Annotated in this window: 13 protein-coding genes; 8 read left to right on the plus strand and 5 right to left on the minus strand. The window is 72.0% G+C overall.

Annotated elements, in window-relative coordinates; translation table 11 throughout:
• Window positions 1-23: 23 nt before the first annotated feature.
• The 4 genes from QMF80_RS18200 to QMF80_RS18215 all read right to left on the minus strand — a co-directional run bounded on the left by QMF80_RS18200 (window position 24) and on the right by QMF80_RS18215 (window position 4606).
• On the minus strand, window positions 24-1223 hold the full coding sequence (locus QMF80_RS18200; RefSeq protein ID WP_283454714.1) for an oxygenase MpaB family protein: 1200 nt from the start codon (window positions 1221-1223) through the stop codon (window positions 24-26).
• Between the two features lie 56 nt (window positions 1224-1279).
• Window positions 1280-2311, minus strand: coding sequence for a polyprenyl synthetase family protein (locus tag QMF80_RS18205; RefSeq protein ID WP_283454560.1), 1032 nt, complete (start codon window positions 2309-2311; stop codon window positions 1280-1282).
• Window positions 2304-2624 (minus strand): hypothetical protein, encoded by a 321-nt coding sequence (locus QMF80_RS18210; RefSeq protein WP_283454562.1) that lies wholly within the window; start codon window positions 2622-2624, stop codon window positions 2304-2306. Before QMF80_RS18210 ends, QMF80_RS18205 begins: the two co-directional genes overlap by 8 nt.
• Before the next feature lie 305 nt (window positions 2625-2929).
• Window positions 2930-4606 carry a ricin-type beta-trefoil lectin domain protein gene (locus tag QMF80_RS18215; protein ID WP_283454564.1) on the minus strand — a complete coding sequence of 559 codons (1677 nt, stop codon included), beginning with the start codon at window positions 4604-4606 and terminating at the stop codon, window positions 2930-2932.
• Window positions 4607-4788: 182 nt separating this feature from the next.
• Here QMF80_RS18215 and QMF80_RS18220 point away from each other — a divergent pair, with 182 nt between their 5' ends.
• From QMF80_RS18220 to QMF80_RS18255, 8 genes are all read left to right on the plus strand, one after another.
• The gene (locus tag QMF80_RS18220) at window positions 4789-5445 is read left to right on the plus strand and encodes a TetR/AcrR family transcriptional regulator (RefSeq protein WP_283454566.1); all 657 of its coding nucleotides are present in this window, start codon (window positions 4789-4791) and stop codon (window positions 5443-5445) included.
• A 16-nt stretch (window positions 5446-5461) separates the two neighbouring features.
• Window positions 5462-6382, plus strand: a complete 921-nt coding sequence (locus QMF80_RS18225) for a serine/threonine dehydratase (RefSeq protein WP_283454567.1) — start codon at window positions 5462-5464, stop codon at window positions 6380-6382.
• A gap of 541 nt (window positions 6383-6923) precedes the next feature.
• The gene (locus tag QMF80_RS18230) at window positions 6924-8255 is read left to right on the plus strand and encodes an ABC transporter substrate-binding protein (RefSeq protein WP_283454569.1); all 1332 of its coding nucleotides are present in this window, start codon (window positions 6924-6926) and stop codon (window positions 8253-8255) included.
• Window positions 8252-9268, plus strand: a complete 1017-nt coding sequence (locus tag QMF80_RS18235) for a carbohydrate ABC transporter permease (protein ID WP_283454571.1) — start codon at window positions 8252-8254, stop codon at window positions 9266-9268. Before QMF80_RS18230 ends, QMF80_RS18235 begins: the two co-directional genes overlap by 4 nt.
• Window positions 9265-10140, plus strand: a complete 876-nt coding sequence (locus tag QMF80_RS18240) for a carbohydrate ABC transporter permease (RefSeq protein WP_283454573.1) — start codon at window positions 9265-9267, stop codon at window positions 10138-10140. Before QMF80_RS18235 ends, QMF80_RS18240 begins: the two co-directional genes overlap by 4 nt.
• Before the next feature lie 50 nt (window positions 10141-10190).
• Complete coding sequence (locus QMF80_RS18245; RefSeq protein WP_283454575.1) at window positions 10191-13226, plus strand: alpha-mannosidase; 3036 nt, start codon at window positions 10191-10193, stop codon at window positions 13224-13226.
• A 258-nt stretch (window positions 13227-13484) separates the two neighbouring features.
• Window positions 13485-15500: an NADPH-dependent 2,4-dienoyl-CoA reductase gene (locus tag QMF80_RS18250; protein ID WP_283454577.1), complete on the plus strand. Its 2016-nt coding sequence runs from the start codon at window positions 13485-13487 to the stop codon at window positions 15498-15500.
• Window positions 15501-15558: 58 nt separating this feature from the next.
• On the plus strand, window positions 15559-15999 hold the full coding sequence (locus QMF80_RS18255; RefSeq protein ID WP_283454579.1) for a PaaI family thioesterase: 441 nt from the start codon (window positions 15559-15561) through the stop codon (window positions 15997-15999).
• Here QMF80_RS18255 and QMF80_RS18260 read toward each other — a convergent pair.
• Window positions 15981-16352: a cupin domain-containing protein gene (locus QMF80_RS18260; RefSeq protein WP_283454581.1), complete on the minus strand. Its 372-nt coding sequence runs from the start codon at window positions 16350-16352 to the stop codon at window positions 15981-15983. The genes QMF80_RS18255 and QMF80_RS18260 overlap by 19 nt on opposite strands.
• Between the last annotated feature and the right edge of the window lie 122 nt (window positions 16353-16474).

Raw genomic sequence — 16474 nt, forward strand, 5'->3', positions numbered from 1 at the left:
CTTCACCCCGCTCCGGGTCGGGCTCACCCGGCAGGGGAGAGCCCCGCGGAGGTGGCGGGCGGGGGGACCCAGCGGCCCGAGCGCGGCGGCCTGACGTCGTACTCGGACTTCAGCTCGGCCGGGATCGCGTGGTGCATGACCCGGCCCCGGGTCAGCGCGGACAGCTCGAACCCGGCGAGCAGCGACCCCGCCTTGTCGAGCGCCCACTCGGCGTACGGACTGCTGTCCTCGATGGTCTCCAGCAGCCCGAGGACGACGGGCACGGCCTTCGCGGCGGTGTCCCAGCCGCTGCGCGGGATCTCCAGCCACGCGGCGATGGTGTCCCCGACCAGGAAACGGATCGTGGCGGGCACCATCGGGTCGAAGAGGGTGCCGGGCACCACGTCCTCGTACATCCGCATCAGCTGGGCGTTGAGCGCGACCCCCTCGGGCGAGGGGCCGAGATTGCGCAGCAGGTACAGATCGCAGTAGGCGCGGGCCTCGGTGAGGTTCTCCGGTACGGCCGACATGTCGCAGCCCAGCATGTACGCCACGACCCGCCACGCGTAGAAGTAGGCCTCCGCGCCCTCCTCGCTCATGTGTACCCCGAGCCGGTGCATCGCGTCGAGCACCAGGATCGAGAAGAGGATCTGCCCGCCGATCATGTCCTCCTGGCAGATGGGGATCCCGTCCGCCGCCAGGTCCCAGTGGCCGCCCTCGCGCAGGTGGTGGCGGACCGCCGCGTGCAGCAGCCGTACCTTCTGGGCGGCCGGGATGAACGTGCTCCCCTCGGCGAAGGAGTTGGTCCGCATGAGGTACGTGACGAACTGGCCGGTGTTCGCCATCCGCCGGGAGGGATAGGAGAGCGAGTGGGTCGAGGCGAGCAGCCGGGACATCCGGGGAACGGCGTAGGTCACGGGCATCGCCGCGAAGGACAGGCCGGTGTTGATGTGGGCCGCGTTGTCCATGAAGAACAGCCGGGCCCGCTCCATGACGTCCCAGTCCACCCAGGCGGGCGGCATGGCCGTCGCCTCGAAGTACGCCGCGGCCGCGGCCGGGAGCCGGCCGGGGAGTGGGTCCCCGGTGGTGGAGAAGAACCGCATCAGGGTGTTGAGGTCGCCGACCTCCCCGCGCCGGAACATCGCGGCGACGGTCTCGTCGGCGAGCGGGTCGCCCTGCTCGCGCAGGGCGTCGAGCGCGTCGTCGTCGTAACGGGCCCGGGGCGGCGTGGTGTTGTCCGTGATCACTTCAGTCCTCGTCCTTCTCGGTCTCGTTCGGGGGTGTGAGTGGTGACGGAACGTCAGGAAAAGCGCCGGGCCGCCGTATCGGCCAGCCCGCGCAGGGCGGCCCGCGCCTCGGACGGCATCGGTACGGTGTCCAGCGCTCCCACGGCCCGCGCGATCCGCTGGTCGATCAGCGCCTCGACCCGCTCCCGGGCCCCGCTGCGCTCCATCAACTCCCGCACGGTCGCGGCCTCGTCCTCGCCGAGACCGGGATCGCCGACCAGCTTGCCGAGCAGTCTGCGGTCGTCCCGCGCGCACGCCGCCGCGGTCAGGGCGAGCAGCGCGGTCGGTTTGCCGTGCCGCAGGTCGTCCAGGTTCGACTTCCCGGTTTCGGCCGGGTCGCCGAACGTGCCGAGGAGGTCGTCGCGCAGTTGGAAGGCCTCCCCGAGGGGGAGCCCGTAGCCGGAGAAGGCGTCCAGCAGGGCCCGGGAGCCCCCACCGAGGGTGGCGCCCAGGTGCAGCGGCCGCTCCACCGTGTACTTGGCCGTCTTGTAGCGGGCCACCTCCAGGGACTCCGCGACCTGGAGCGGGCGGTCCGGGGCGTCGGTGCGCAGGACCTCCAGGAACTCGCCCGCCATGGTTTCGCGCAGCAGCGTCGACCAGAGCGGCCCGGTGCGGGCGAGGTAGGCGCCGGGGAGCCCGCACGAGGTGAAGACGTGCCCCGCGTACCCCATCAGCAGATCGCCCAGGATCATCGCGAGGGCGGTGGCCCGCCGCCCGGACGCGGCGAATGCGGCGTGCGCGGTGGGCTGGCCGTGCCGCGTCCGGCTGTCGTCGATGATGTCGTCATGGGTGCAGGCCGCCGCGTGGACCAGCTCCATCGCGGCCGCCGCCCGGATCACACCCTCGCAGTCGGGCTGGCCGCAGGCCCGCCAGCCCCAGTACAGGAACGCGGCCCGGATCCGCTTCCCCCGGGCCAGGGAGCGGCGCAACTGCTGCGAGAGGAGCGAGAGTTCGGCGTGCACGTCGAGGAGCGCGGCCTCTTCCTCGTCGGCGAGACGGACGAGCACGTCGTCGATGCGCCCCTTGAAGCCGCCGTGGTCATGCACGTGGATGACCGGCCCGCTCGGCGGCCCGGCGCGCCATGGTCTCCAGGTAGTTCTCGGACCCCGCGGCGGCCCGCTGGGTGGCCAGCTCACCGCGCTTGCGCAGCTCTACCACCCCGTCGTTGAGCAGCTCGCGCAGATCGGAGCGGCGCAGCACGCCTTGGGCCCGCTCGGTGGACTCGCGTAACTGATCGAGCGCCATGTCGGCGACTCCGGCGGCCAGGTAGGTCAGCAGTTCCAGCGCGGCGGCGGGCTTGCGGGCCCCTTCGGCGGCCGGATCCGTCGGCCCCGGCCGCCCCTGCTCGGTCTCGGACATGATCGGTTCACTCCTGTGGCGAGGCGGGCGCGGGCGTCACAAGGGGCGGCCACCGGACGTCTCCGGTGGCCGCCCCTGATGGTGTGCGTCCAGTCAACCCGCACCGCCGCCCGCGCGGCCCCGCGCACCCCGCGCGCTCCCTCGCACGGGGACGGAGATTCCCACGGGAGGGTGAGGATCACCGTATGAGCTGATCACCGGACGGCGTGTGGTGTACCAGGCGTCCACCCGTGCTCCCTTCACCCGCCCGGACCGGCCTGGGATCGGACCGGCCTGGGACCGGACCGGCCTGGGACCGGACGGCCTCAGACGGGCATCGCCCACGTCTGGTCGATCCGGTGGTCACCGCAGGCGGCCAGCCCCAGCCGACCGGTGCCGGCGGCCTGCAGGCACAGTCCGCTCCCGCCCTCGACCAGGGAACCGTCCCGCTGCGCCATCCAGTGCTGCCTGCTGGCGCCCGTCGTCTCCGGCTCGTCGGCCGGGCACGCGGCCAGCTCCACCCGGCCGTCGGACCCGCTCGCCGTCAGGCACGCGCCCGCCAGCCGCAGCGTCGCGTCGCGTTCCAGCACCCACCGCTGGTCGTCGCCGCCCGTGCAGGCGGACAGCACGACGGCGCCCACGCCCTCCGTGTTCTCGCCGTCCACGCACCGTGCGCCCTCGCCCGTGATCTGACCGGTCGGCGTGGCCGCGGCGCAGCCGCGCGGGCTCAGCCGCCAGACCGCCGTGTCGTGCGCGGCCACCGTCGTGCTCAGCGTGTGCACGACCTCCTCGCGCCGCCCCGACCACAGGTCCTGGGCGCCCACCACGCATCCGCGCAGCCCGAGGCCGGCCAGCGGCAGCGACACCTCCCGCGCGCCGCCCGACCGGTTCAGCACGGCGACCGCCCGGTCCCCGTCGGCGAGCGGCCGGACCAGGACGTCGAGGGTGCCGCTGGAGGACACGACGGCGCCCTGACGGCCCATCGGGTCCTGGTCCAGCGCGATCATCCGGGTGTTGCCGAGCGCGTCGAGGCCGCCCCGGGTCAGCTTGGAGACGTCCGAGGACAGGATGAACGGCGCCGCCATCATCGCCCACAGGGCGACCTGGCTGCGGCCCTCCGCGTCGGTGAGGCCGGGCGCCCCGGCGAGCAGGAAGTCCGGGTCGTTCCAGTTACCGGGCCCCGCGTACCGGGTGAGCCAGCGGTTGTACCCGTAGTTGCCCAGTACGGAGGCCCAGCGCGAGGCGGTGGGCGCGGTGGGGTTGTACACCTTGATGTCGCGGCCCTCGCGCCACAGTTGACCCGTCTCGCCGACCCAGCCGAGCACCTTGTGCCAGTCGGCGCTGCCCCATTCGCCCTGCTGGAAGTAGGCGGGGGCGGAGGCCGAGAGGACCATGTCGCGTCCGCTGCCGCGCAGCGCGCGGGCGACGGAGGTGTAGGCGTCGCGGTAGGCCCGCTCCTTCGTGGTGCCCGGAGCCACGTACAGGTTGCAGCCGTCCATCTTGACGTAGTCGACTTTCCAGGACGCGAACAGCCGGGCGTCCTGCGCGAAGTGGTCCCGGCCGCCGCCGTCGGGGACACCGCTGCCGGGGTAGCGCTCGCAGGTGAGGAACCCGGCGTCCTCGTAGATGCCGAACTTCAGCCCCTTGCCGTGCAGGTGGTCCCCGAGCCAGGCCATGCCGTGCGGGAACTTCGCCCGGTCGGCGACCAGGTCGCCCTTCTCGTCCCGGCTCCTGGTCATCCAGCAGTCGTCCACGGTGACGGTGTCGTAGCCCTTGGCGGCGAGACCGGTGGCGACGAGGGCGTCGGCGTTCGCGAGGACGGTCCGTTCGTCGATGTCGCACATGTAGTGCGCCCAGTTGTTCCAGCCCATGGGCGGGGTGAGCGCGAGCGGGGTGTCCGAGGTCGCGGTGGGCTCGGCCGCCGCCGGGACGGGGGCCAGTGGGACGGCGATCAGGGCGGCCGCGATGAGGCAGGGGAGCGACGCACGCAGGCGAGGCGGCACGGGAACTCCTTGACGTGGGGCGACGGGCGACGGGGCAGTCGTGCGCCCAGTGCAGCGGTGCGACTACCCGCTGTCAACATAAGTCGATGTTTGAGGCCCAATGACCAGCAATATGGCCGCGATCGGCGTGGATGCGGGCCGTTGATACGCTGTATGTTCCGACGTCTGTTACGGTGTATCTCATGCCGAGACGATCAATGGCCCTGGACCGCGCGACCCCCGCCGTCATCGCGGTGGCCGCCCTGCGGATCCTCGACGACGAAGGGCCCGCGGCCCTCAGCTTCCGCGCCCTCGGCGACCGGCTCGGCGTCTCGCACGCCACCGTCCAGCGCCGCTGCGCCGACCTCGCCGGGCTGCTCGACCTGTGCACCGAACACCTCGCCGCCCAACTGCCCGAGATCCCCGCCGGGACCGGCTGGGCCGAGGCCGCCGAACTCCGCTTCACCAGCCTCTACCAGTTGCTCACCGCCCACCCCGGACTGCTGGTGCTGCGCGGCGGCCGCCCCTGGCTCGGCCGCCAGCTGCTGGCCCGGCTCGTCGAACCGGCCATCGCCGACAGCGTCGCCGCGGGGATGACCCCCGCCGAGGCGATGACCTGCTACCGGCGGATGTACCTGCTGACCCTCGGCAGCGCCGCCTTCGTCGACCACCGCGACCCGGCCGGGGCCACCGCCGCCTCCCGAGCCGCCCTGGCCGCGCTCGACCCGGCCCGCTTCCCCACGCTGAGCGGCGCGGTGGCCGACGTGCTGCCCGCCCTCACTGACCACGAGGTGTACTACGGCGCCCTGCGCCAGCTGATCGGGGCGGCCGACCCGGACCGCCCGCAGGCCCGCCCCTGAACGGAGCCCCACCCGCATGGAAACCCAGCTCGACTACGCCGCCGTCCGCGCCGCCGCGCACCGGATCGCCGGAGGCGTCCGCCCCGCCGCCGTCGTCCCGGCCGCCGAGGGGGTCTGGTTCGCCCTGGAGTACCTCCAGCACACCGGCTCCTTCAAGGCGCGCGGCGCCCGCAACTTCCTCGCCGCCCACCAGGAGGCGGGCACCCTCCCCGAGGCGGGCGTCACCATAGCGTCCGGCGGCAACGCGGGCCTGGCCTGCGCGTGGGCGGCCCGCGACCGGGCGGTCCCGGCCACCGTCTTCCTCCCCGAGACCGCCCCGCGGGTCAAGGTCGAGCGGCTGCGCGGGTACGGGGCCGAGGTCCGGCTCGTCGGCGAGCGGTACGCCGAAGCGCTCGCCGCCTGCCAGGAGTTCGCCGCCGCCACCGGCGCGCTGAGCAGCCACGCCTACGACCACCCGCTGATCGCGGCGGGCGCGGGCACCCTGCTCGACGAGATCCGGGCCGGGCTGCCGGGCCTGGACGCCGTGGTCGTCGCGGTGGGCGGCGGCGGGCTGTTCGCGGGGGTCGCCACCGCCGCGCGCGAGCACGGGGTACGGGTGGTCGCGGCCGAGCCGGAGAACTGCCGGGCGCTGAACGCCGCCCTGACGGCCGGTCATGTGGTGGACGTACCCGTGGAGTCGGTGGCCGCCGACTCCCTCGGCGCCACCCGGGTCTCCGGCGCAGCCCTCGAGGCGGCCCGGCATTCGGGCGTCAGCTCGGTCCTGGTCGCCGACTCCGCCATCACGGCCGCCCGCCGCGCCCTGTGGGAGGACCACCGGATCGTGGTCGAGGCGGGCGCGGCAACGGCGTTCGCGGCGCTGCGGGGCGCGGCCGGGCCGTTCGGCGAGCGGGTGGCCGTCGTCCTGTGCGGGGCGAACACCGACCCCGGGGACCTGTGACCGCACCGCTCGACCGGGCCCGGCCGGGCCCACCGCCCGGCCCCGCGGGTGCCGGTGGCGCTCTCCTCGGGTGCCGGTGGCGCTCTCCTCGGGATGCCGCCGGGCCGTCTCCCCGTACCCGGGTGAGGCGGTCCGACCTCGAACGACGGCCGCCGGGTGACCGGGCCTTCCGGCGGGCGCGCGGGACCGTCCGCCCGCGGAGGCCCACACGCAGGTAAAGCGGTTTTGCCCCACGTCGGGTAAAGCGCATTAGTGCAATCCTTCGCGAACCGCCGTGAAGAAGTCAATCCTTGACGCGGCGGCCGGTTCGTTATCGAATCGATACCACCTTAACGGGTTCTGTGACTAAAGCGCATCAGTCCAGGTCAGACCCCTATTGATTGAGTGACTTCCGGGCTGTATGGAAGGGCGCCCATCGTGATTCAGGACGTAAGTGCGTCCGGCCATCGGGACCTTGGGCACATTGACGTGCAGTTGTTTTCGGACGACCGTGGGCATCGCTCTCCGGCAGCGAGGCCGGATCTCTCCGAAGGCGGCGACGATGACCCGATCGAACCTGACCCGTACAGCCCTCGCCACCCTGGTGGCGGGCACCCTCCTCGGTGCCTCCGCGTGCGGCATGAGCGGCGGCGCGGACGTGAAGGAGGCGGCGAAGACGGGCAAGGTCAGCGGTGAGATCACCTTCCGGACCTTGCAGTTGAAGCCCAAGTTCACCGGGTACGTCCAAGGCGTCATCGACGCGTTCGAGAAGAAGTACCCGGACGCCAAGGTGAAGTGGGAGGACGTCCCGGGCGACGGCTACAACGAGAAGCTCGTCGCCGACGCCCAGGCGGGCGCCCTCCCGGACGTGGTGAACCTTTCCACGGACTCCTTCCAGCTCCTCGGCGACCGGGGCATGCTCGCCGACGTGGCCAAGCTCGACGGCGAGGTCGCCAAGGACTACGTGCCGGGCGCCTGGGAGCAGTTCAAGCTGCCGGGCAAGGGCGACGGGGTCTACGCCTACCCCTGGTACGTGACCCCGGAGATCCTCACCTACAACAAGGACCTCTTCGTCAAGGCCGGCCTCGACCCGGAGAAGCCACCCACCACCATCGAGCAGTTCTTCGACTACGCCGACCAGATCGCCGCCCGGTCCGGCGGCCAGTACTCCGCCTTCATGGCCGACCCGAAGGGCCGTCTCCCCGGCGACTGGCAGAAGATGGGCGTACCGATCCTCAACCCGCAGCAGGACAGCTTCGTCTTCGACACCGACAAGGCCGTCGCCTGGGTCGAGCGGATGAAGGACCTGTACGCCAAGGGCGCCATGCCCAAGGAGTCCCTGCTGAAGTCGGACGACATCAGCCAGCTCTACGGCGCGGGCAAGCTCGTCTTCGGACCCGGTTCCCCGGGCTTCGTCAAGGACATCAAGCAGAACGCCCCGGCCGTCTACGCCGGCACCCACGTCGCGGGCGCGGTCACCGGCACCCTCGGCCACATCGGGATCTACGCCCAGTCCCTCGGCATCCGCAAGGACACCAAGCACCTGGACGCGGCCACCGAGTTCGCCAAGTGGGTCACCAACGGCCCCAACCAGGTCGAGTTCTCCCGGCACGCCACCATCTACCCGTCCAACGCCAAGGGCCTCGCCGACCCGCACTTCTCGGACCGGGGCGACGGCAAGGACGCGGAGACGACGGCCCGCGCGGTCGGCGCGGAACAGCTGAAGACCGCCCAGTTGGACGCCAACACCCCCGTCCAGTGGACCAACCAGGTCGGCGACGCGGTGGTCCGCGAGGTGCAGAAGGCGATCAACGGCGAGCAGGACGCCCGTACGGCAGTGAAGAAGGCGCAGGAGGAGGCCAACAAGGTGCTCGCCCGGACGGCGCAGAAATGACCCTGGACGCCCACGCCCCCACCGACCCACGCCCCGACCCTCCCACCGGCCCCCGCCCCGACCTCCACGCCGAGTCCCGCCCGGTCCCCCGCTCCGGATCGGGACGGGCGAAGCGGGCCGCGGCGGCGGAGACGGGCCTGGTCCACCGCACGTGGTGGACCCCCTACCTCTTTCTCGCCCCCGGCCTGGTCATGGTGACGCTCTTCAGCCTCTGGCCGTTCGTGAACACCGTGATCCTCTCCTTCACCAACGCCCAGATCCTGCGCGGCGGCGGGTTCGTCGGCTTCGAGAACTACACCCGGGCCTTCGATGACCCCGACTTCTGGGTCGCCACCGGCAACAGCGTGCTGTACCTCGTGGTGGTCGTGCCCTGTCTGGTGTTCCTGCCGCTGGGGCTCGCGGTCCTGGTCCGGACGAAGGTTCCCGGGATCGGATTCTTCCGGTCCGCCTTCTACACCCCGGTGATCGCCTCGGCCGTGGTGGTCGGCCTGATCTGGCAGTGGGTGCTGCGCAGCGACGGCCTGGTCAACACCGTCTTCCAGCAGCTCAGGGTGATCTCCGAGCCGATCCCCTTCCTGACCGACAGCCGCATGCTGCTCTTCTCCGCGATGCTCGTGACCGTGTGGAAGGGCCTCGGCTACTACATGGTCTTCTACCTGGCGGCCCTCGGAAACGTCTCCACCTCGCTCTACGAGGCGGCCGCGATCGACGGCGCGGGTCCGGTCCGGCGCTTCTTCAGCATCACCGTCCCCCAGGTGAAGCCGATGATGCTGCTGGTCGGCACCCTCTCCGCGATCTCCGCGCTGCGGGTGTTCACCGAGATCTACATCCTCGGCGGGGAGAGCGGCGGTCCCGGCGGCGGCGCCCGCACCCTGCCCTTCCTCATCCGCCAGGTCGGCCTCGGCTTCGCGGGGGAGACCGGCTACGCCGCGGCCATCTCCATCCTGCTGTTCCTCCTGACGCTGGTCTTCAGCCTGCTGGGCCACCGTCTCTCGAAGGGAGACGAGAGTTGAGCACCCTGGCCTCCCTCGGCACGAAACCCGTCAAACGGGCGGGCGCGGACCGCCGGCGGTACCTGATCGGCCTGACCGGCCGGTACCTGACCCTGCTTCTGATGCTCGTCGTCATGGTCGGGCCGATCGTCTGGCAGTTCCTGACCTCGATCCGCGGCCGCACCGAGAACGTCTACGACGGGGTCCTGCCCTCGCAGCCCACGCTCGACAACTACGTCCGGGTCGCGGAGTCCTTCCCGCTCCTGCAGTACGTCGGCAACACCCTCGTCGTGGCGGTCCTCGCGATCACCTCGAACCTGCTCTTCGCGGCGATGGGCGGGTACGCCCTCTCCCGGGCCGGATGGAAGGGCCGCAAGGCGGTCTTCACGGTGCTCGTGGCGACCTTGATGTTCCCCTTCGAGTCCGTGATGATCTCGATGTTCCTGACGGTCCGTGAGATGGGCCTGGTGGACACCCTCGTCGGGGTCTGGCTGCCCGGCGCCGTCTCCGTACTCAACATCATGATCATGCGGGCGGCGTTCCTCTCCGTGCCCCAGGAGGTCGAGGAGGCCGCCGTCCTGGACGGGGCCAACGAATGGACCCGCTTCACCCGGGTCTTCCTCCCGGCCGCCAAGGGCGCCCTCGCCGTCGTCTGCATCACCAGCTTCATGGGCGCCTGGGACGACTTCCTGTGGCCCCTGCTGGTGCTCACCAACAGCGACCACTACACCCTGCAACTCGGCCTGAAGAGCCTGGCGGGCGCCACCACCGTCAACGACCAGCGGATCATCGCCGCCGGTGCGATGGCCGCGCTGCTCCCGATGATGCTGCTCTTCTTCGCCCTCCAGCGCTTCTTCTTCAAGGGCGTCGGCGAGGGCGCCGTCAAGACCTGAGCCCCCCTCCTCCGCACCCGCCCGCCACCTCCTCTCCTGGAGCAGCCGTCATGCACGACGACCGCAGCATCACCGAACACCGCCTCCGCCGCGTCCTCAAGGAGCGCGTCAAGCCCGCCGTCCACTCCCGCTCGGTCCCGCTGACGGTGGAGCGCTGGGAGGCCCCCGGCGAACCCGTCCCCGTGGCCGAGGGCCTGGCGGCGGACTACGAGCCCTGCGTGACCGGCGACAGCTGGGGGCCGGCCTGGGGCACCACCTGGTTCCGCGTCACCGGCACCGTCCCGGCCGAATGGGCCGGACGTACCGTGGAGGCCGTACTCGACCTCGGCTTCGACCGGATGATGCCCGGCTTCCAGTGCGAGGGACTGGTCCACACCGCCGAAGGGGCCGAGGTCAAGGCGCTCAACCCCTACAACGACTGGGTCCGCGTCGCCGACCGCGCCGAGGGCGGCGAACGCGTCGAGTGGTACGTCGAGGGCGCCTCCAACCCCGTCCTCGTCGACCACGGCGTCACCTACGAGGGCGACCGGCTGACCAGCGGCGACCAGCCGCTATACCGGCTGGCCCGGATGGACCTCACCGTCTTCGAGGCCGAGGTGTGGGAACTCGTCCAGGACCTCGAAGTCCTCTACCTCCTGATGACGCAGCTCTCCGAGGGCGACGCGCGGCGCTACGAGATCCTGCGCGCGATCGACTCCGCCCTGGACGCGATCGACCTCACCGACGTCCCCGGCACCGCGGCCACCGCCCGCGAACGGCTCGCCGGGGTCCTCGCCGCCCCCGCCAACGCCTCCGCGCACCGGATCAGCGCGATCGGCCACGCGCACATCGACTCCGCCTGGCTGTGGCCGCTGCGCGAGACCGTCCGCAAGGTCTCCCGCACCACCTCCAACATGGTCAACCTGATGGACGAGCACCCCGAGTTCGTCTTCGCCATGTCCCAGGCCCAGCAGCTCGACTGGATCAAGACCTACCGGCCCGAGCTGTTCGAGCGGATCAAGAAGAAGATCGCCGACGGCCAGTTCGTGCCCGTCGGCGGCATGTGGGTGGAGTCCGACACCAACATGGTCGGCGGCGAGGCCATGGCCCGGCAGTTCCTCTACGGCAAGAAGTTCTTCCTCGACGAGTTCGGCATCGAGACCCGCAACGTCTGGCTGCCCGACTCCTTCGGCTACACCGCCGCGATGCCGCAGATCGTCAAGCTCTCCGGCTCCACGTGGTTCCTGACCCAGAAGATCTCCTGGTCCCAGGTCAACAAGTTCCCCCACCACACCTTCTGGTGGGAGGGTATCGACGGCACCCGGGTCTTCACGCACTTCCCGCCGGTCGACACCTACAACTCCGACCTCGGCGGCGAACAGCTGGCCCACGCCGCCCGCAACTACCAGGAGAAGGGCCGGGGTTCACGCTCCCTGGCACCCTTCGGCTGGGGCGACGGCGGCGGCGGACCCACCCGCGAGCAGCTCGCCCGCGCCAAGCGCCAGCGCGACCTGGAGGGCTCGCCCCGGGTCGAGATCGAGCGCCCCGACGCCTTCTTCGAGAAGGCCCACGCCGAATACGAGGACGCGCCCGTCTGGGCCGGAGAGCTGTACCTGGAGCTGCACCGCGGCACCTACACCTCGCAGGCCAGGACCAAGCAGGGCAACCGGCACAGCGAATCACTGCTGCGCGAGGCCGAGCTGTGGTCGGCGACCGCCGCCGTCCGGGTCCCCGGTTTCGGCTACCCCCACGAGGACCTGGAGCGGATCTGGAAGGTGGTGCTGCTGCACCAGTTCCACGACATCCTGCCCGGCTCCTCCATCGCCTGGGTGCACCGCGAGGCCCGCGAGACCTACGCGAAGCTGCGCGCGGAACTGGAGGCCATCACCGGCGCCGCCCAGCGCGCCCTGGCCGGCGAGGGCAGTACCGAACTCGTCTTCAACTGCGCCCCGCACGCCCGCCGCGGGGTCCCCGCCGGTGGCGCGGGGGTACCGGCCGAGGCGGCGGCGCCCGTCACCGTGACCGGCCGGGCGGGCGGCGGCCACGTGCTGGACAACGGGCTGCTGCGGGTCGCCGTGGACGGACGCGGGCTCGTCGTCTCGGCGTACGACCTGGCGGCCGGGCGGGAGTCCGTCGCACCGGGCGGGGCCGCGAACCTGCTCCAGATCCACCCCGACTTCCCGAACATGTGGGACGCCTGGGACATCGACGCCTTCTACCGCAACAACGTCACCGACCTCGTCGCGCTCGACTGCCTGGAGGTCGCCGAACACAGCCCGCGGGCCGCCACCGTCCGCGTCACGCGCTCCTTCGGCGAGTCCACGGCGGTCCAGTCGCTCACCCTGCGGGCCGGTGCCAAGACCCTCGACATCGTCACCGAAGTCGACTGGCACGAGACGGAGAAGTTCCTCAAGGCCGCCTTCCCGCTGGACGTGAAGGCCGAACGCTCCGCCTCCGAGACCCAGTTCGGGCACGTCCACCGGGCCACCCACACCAACACCTCCTGGGAGGCCGCCAAGTTCGAGATCTGCGCCCACCGCTGGATCCAGGTGGAGGAGCCCGGCTGGGGGGTCGCCCTGCTCAACGACTCGACCTACGGACACGACGTCACCCGGGACATGCGCGCCGACGGCGGCCAGACCACCACGGTCCGGCTGTCCCTGCTGCGCGCCCCCCGCTACCCCGACCCCGAGACCGACCAGGGCGCCCACATCCTGCGGTACTCGCTCGCCCCCGGCGCGGCGGTCGGGGACGCGGTCCGCGAGGGACACTGGCTGAACCTGCCCGAGCGCACCCTGACCGGCGCGACCCCGGTCGCCCCGCTGGTCACGGTCGACGGGCCCGACGGGGACGCGGTGGTCGTCGAGGCGGTCAAGCTCGCCGAGGACGGCGGCGGCGACGTGATCGTCCGGCTCTACGAGTCCCGGGGCGGGCGCGCCCGGGCCACCCTGCGCCCCGGCTTCGCCGTCACCGCGGCGGTCGAGAGCGACCTGCTGGAGCGCTCGCTGCCCGCGACGGAGGCGCTGGGAGGGCCCGGCCCGGACGGCGCGGTCTCCCTCGTCCTGCGCCCGTTCCAGATCCTCACGGTCCGGCTGCGCCGGGTCTGACCAAGCGGCCCGGGGCCCCGGCTCCCGGTTCTCCGACCAGGGGAGCCGGGAGCCGCGCCCGTGGCGGGACGAAGGGACATTCCGGCATTTTTGCCGCTCCTTGAGAGGTGAGGTCCGCCACACGTTCCACCGGGGAGGCCCGCGCGCCCCGCCATCCCTGGTCCGAGCGCCCTCGAACCCGGTTATGCACCTAGTTGCAAAAGGCTGCGCGGCTCGCTACAACAGGGTCATCACCCCCGCGCGAGGAGGCGCCCCCGCATGAGCCACTACCCCCACCTGATGACCCCGCTGGACCTCGGCTTCACCACCCTGCCGAACCGCGTGATCATGGGCTCGATGCACACCGGCCTGGAGGAGCACGAGCGCGGCTTCGAGCGCCTCGCCGCCTTCTACGCCGAGCGCGCCCGCGGCGGCGCGGGCCTCATCGTCACCGGCGGCATAGCCCCCAACGACCAGGGCCGCCCCTTCGAGGGCGGCGCCCGCCTCACCACCGAGGCCGAGGCCGCCGAACACCGGGTGATCACCGACGCCGTGCACGCCGAAGGCGGCCGGATCGCGATGCAGATCCTGCACTTCGGCCGCTACGCCTACCATGCGGACCTGGTCGCCCCCAGCGCCCTCAAGGCCCCCATCAGCCCCTTCGTCCCGAACGAGCTGACCACCGACGAGGTCGAGCAGACCGTCGAGGACTTCGTCCGCGCCGCCCGTCTCGCGCGCGCCGCGGGCTACGACGGTGTCGAGATCATGGGCTCCGAGGGCTACCTGATCAACGAGTTCATCGCGGCCGCCACCAACCGGCGCACCGATGCCTGGGGCGGCTCCTACGAGAACCGCGTCCGCTTCCCGCTGGAGATCGTCCGCCGCGCCCGCGAGGCCGTCGGCGAGGACTTCATCATCATCTACCGGCTCTCCATGCTGGACCTGATCCCGGGTGGCTCCACCCTCGACGAGGTCGTCCAGCTCGCCAAGGAGATCGAGGCGGCGGGCGCCACCATCATCAACACCGGGATCGGCTGGCACGAGGCCCGCATCCCCACCATCGCCACCTCCGTCCCGCGCGGCGCCTACACCTGGGTCACCCAGCGGCTGATGGGCGCGGTCTCCGTCCCGCTCGTCACCAGCAACCGCATCAACACCCCCGAGACCGCCGAGCGGCTGCTCGCCGAGGGCCGCGCCGACCTGGTCTCGCTGGCCCGCCCCTTCCTCGCAGACGCCGACTTCGTCGCCAAGGCCGCCGCCGGCCGCTCCGAGACCATCAACACCTGCATCGGCTGCAACCAGGCCTGCCTCGACCACACCTTCAGCGGCAAGATCACCAGCTGCCTGGTCAACCCGCGCGCCTGCCACGAGACCGAACTCGTGCTCTCACCGACCCAGTTGAAGAAGCGCGTCGCCATCGTCGGCGCGGGCCCCGCCGGACTGGCCTGCGCCGTCTCCGCCGCCGAACGCGGCCACGCGGTCACCCTCTTCGAGGCCTCCGGCCACATCGGCGGCCAGCTGGACATCGCCCGCCGCATCCCGGGCAAGGAGGAGTTCGAGGAGACCATCCGCTACTACGGCATCCAGCTCGCCGAGCGAGGGGTCGAGGTCCGCCTGGACACCCGCGCCGACGTGGCCGCCCTCACCGGCTACGACGAGGTCGTCGTCGCCACCGGAGTCACCCCCCGCACCCCCGCCATCGAAGGCGTCGACCACCCCTCGGTGGTCACCTACCTCGACGTCCTGCGCGACGGCGCGCCCGTCGGCGACCGGGTCGCCGTCGTCGGCGCGGGCGGCATCGGCTTCGACGTCGCCGAGTTCCTCACCGACAGCGGCGAGGGCGCCAGCCAGGACCCCGCCGTCTACTTCCGCCACTGGGGCGTGGACACGACGTACAGCGGACCCGGCGGACTCGTCGCCCCCGAACGCCCCGCGTCCCCGCGCCAGGTGCACCTGCTCCAGCGCAAGGCCACCAAGGTCGGCGCCGGGCTCGGCACCACCACCGGATGGATCCACCGCGCCGAACTCAAGCACCGCGGCGTGGTGTCCGTCGCCGGGGCGTCCTACGACCGCATCGACGACGAGGGCCTGCACATCACCGTCGACGGCGAACAGCGCCTGGTCCCCGCCGACACCGTGGTCCTGTGCGCCGGACAGGAGCCGCGCCGCGCCCTGTACGAGGAGCTGGTCGCCGCCGGGATCGGCGCCCACCTGATCGGCGGCGCGGACGTGGCCGCCGAGCTCGACGCGAAGCGCGCCATCCGTCAGGGCACCGAACTCGCCGCGCGCCTCTGACGGTTCGCCCGGTACGGGGGGTGTTGTGGCGGCCGGGACCGGCCGCCACAATCACCCTGTGACACAGACCCCCCCGGCCCCCACCCCGGCCTTCACTCCGGCGGACGGCGAGAAGATCCTCGCCGAGAACTTCGCCCCCTGGGTGCTCGACCTCGCCCTGACCGTCCTCGAAACCGGCCCGGAGGTCACCGTCCTGCGCCTGCCGTGGTCGGACCGCCTCGCCCGGGACGGCGGCAGCATCAGCGGCCAGGCACTCATGGCCGCGGCCGACACCGCCACCGTGCTCGCGATCTCTGCGGCCCGCGGCGCGTACGGCCCGATGACCACCGTCCAGCAGTCCACCAGCTTCCAGCGCCCGGTGACCGGCGCGGACGTCATCATCCGCGTCCGCGTCACCAAGCTCGGCAAGCGGATGGCCTTCGCCGACATCACCATGACCCCCGAGGGCGCCGCCGAACCCTCGGCGACCGCCTCCACGGTCTACGCGCTGCTGGGCTGAGCGTAGGTTCCGTACCCGGTCCAGTCGAGGGCCACGCAGGGTTCGTCGCCCACCACCCAGGCGTCGTGCCCGGGCGCGATCTGCATGAAGTCGCCCGGGCCGACCTCGGCGCTCTCGCCGCCGTCCATGACGATCTTCATCCGTCCGCTGACGACGTACCCGGTGTGGGCCGCCTCGCAGCTGTCCGTACCTGCCAGCGGCTTGATGTGCTCGGACCAGCGCCAGCCGGGCTCGAAGACCGCCCGGCCGACCGGCCCGCCCTGCGTCTCCAGCAGGTCCAGCCTGCCCTTGCCGTCCTGGAACGGCCTCGTCTCGTCCGCGGAGTCAAAACTCCGGACCAGCAGTCCGGTCATGATCCACCGCCTCACGGTGAGAACGGCCCCGAGTCCGCTTCCAGCCTACGCGCGTCGCCGTCCCCCGGCCGGGATGCCCGCCCGCCCCTCCCTTGCCACACTGGTGGGACGCGGCGCACGGC

Source organism: Streptomyces sp. G-G2, from assembly GCF_030063135.1.
Taxonomy (GTDB): domain Bacteria; phylum Actinomycetota; class Actinomycetes; order Streptomycetales; family Streptomycetaceae; genus Streptomyces.

Excerpts from the sequence above, each read along its gene's own strand:
- QMF80_RS18230 (WP_283454569.1), top strand. The coding sequence starts at position 6,924 with ATGACCCGATCGAACCTGACCCGTACAGCCCTCGCCACCCTGGTGGCG.
- QMF80_RS18250 (WP_283454577.1), top strand. The coding sequence starts at position 13,485 with ATGAGCCACTACCCCCACCTGATGACCCCGCTGGACCTCGGCTTCACC.
- QMF80_RS18260 (WP_283454581.1), bottom strand. The coding sequence starts at position 16,352 with ATGACCGGACTGCTGGTCCGGAGTTTTGACTCCGCGGACGAGACGAGG.
- QMF80_RS18235 (WP_283454571.1), top strand. The coding sequence starts at position 8,252 with ATGACCCTGGACGCCCACGCCCCCACCGACCCACGCCCCGACCCTCCC.
- QMF80_RS18220 (WP_283454566.1), top strand. The coding sequence starts at position 4,789 with ATGCCGAGACGATCAATGGCCCTGGACCGCGCGACCCCCGCCGTCATC.
- QMF80_RS18245 (WP_283454575.1), top strand. The coding sequence starts at position 10,191 with ATGCACGACGACCGCAGCATCACCGAACACCGCCTCCGCCGCGTCCTC.
- QMF80_RS18210 (WP_283454562.1), bottom strand. The coding sequence starts at position 2,624 with ATGTCCGAGACCGAGCAGGGGCGGCCGGGGCCGACGGATCCGGCCGCC.
- QMF80_RS18225 (WP_283454567.1), top strand. The coding sequence starts at position 5,462 with ATGGAAACCCAGCTCGACTACGCCGCCGTCCGCGCCGCCGCGCACCGG.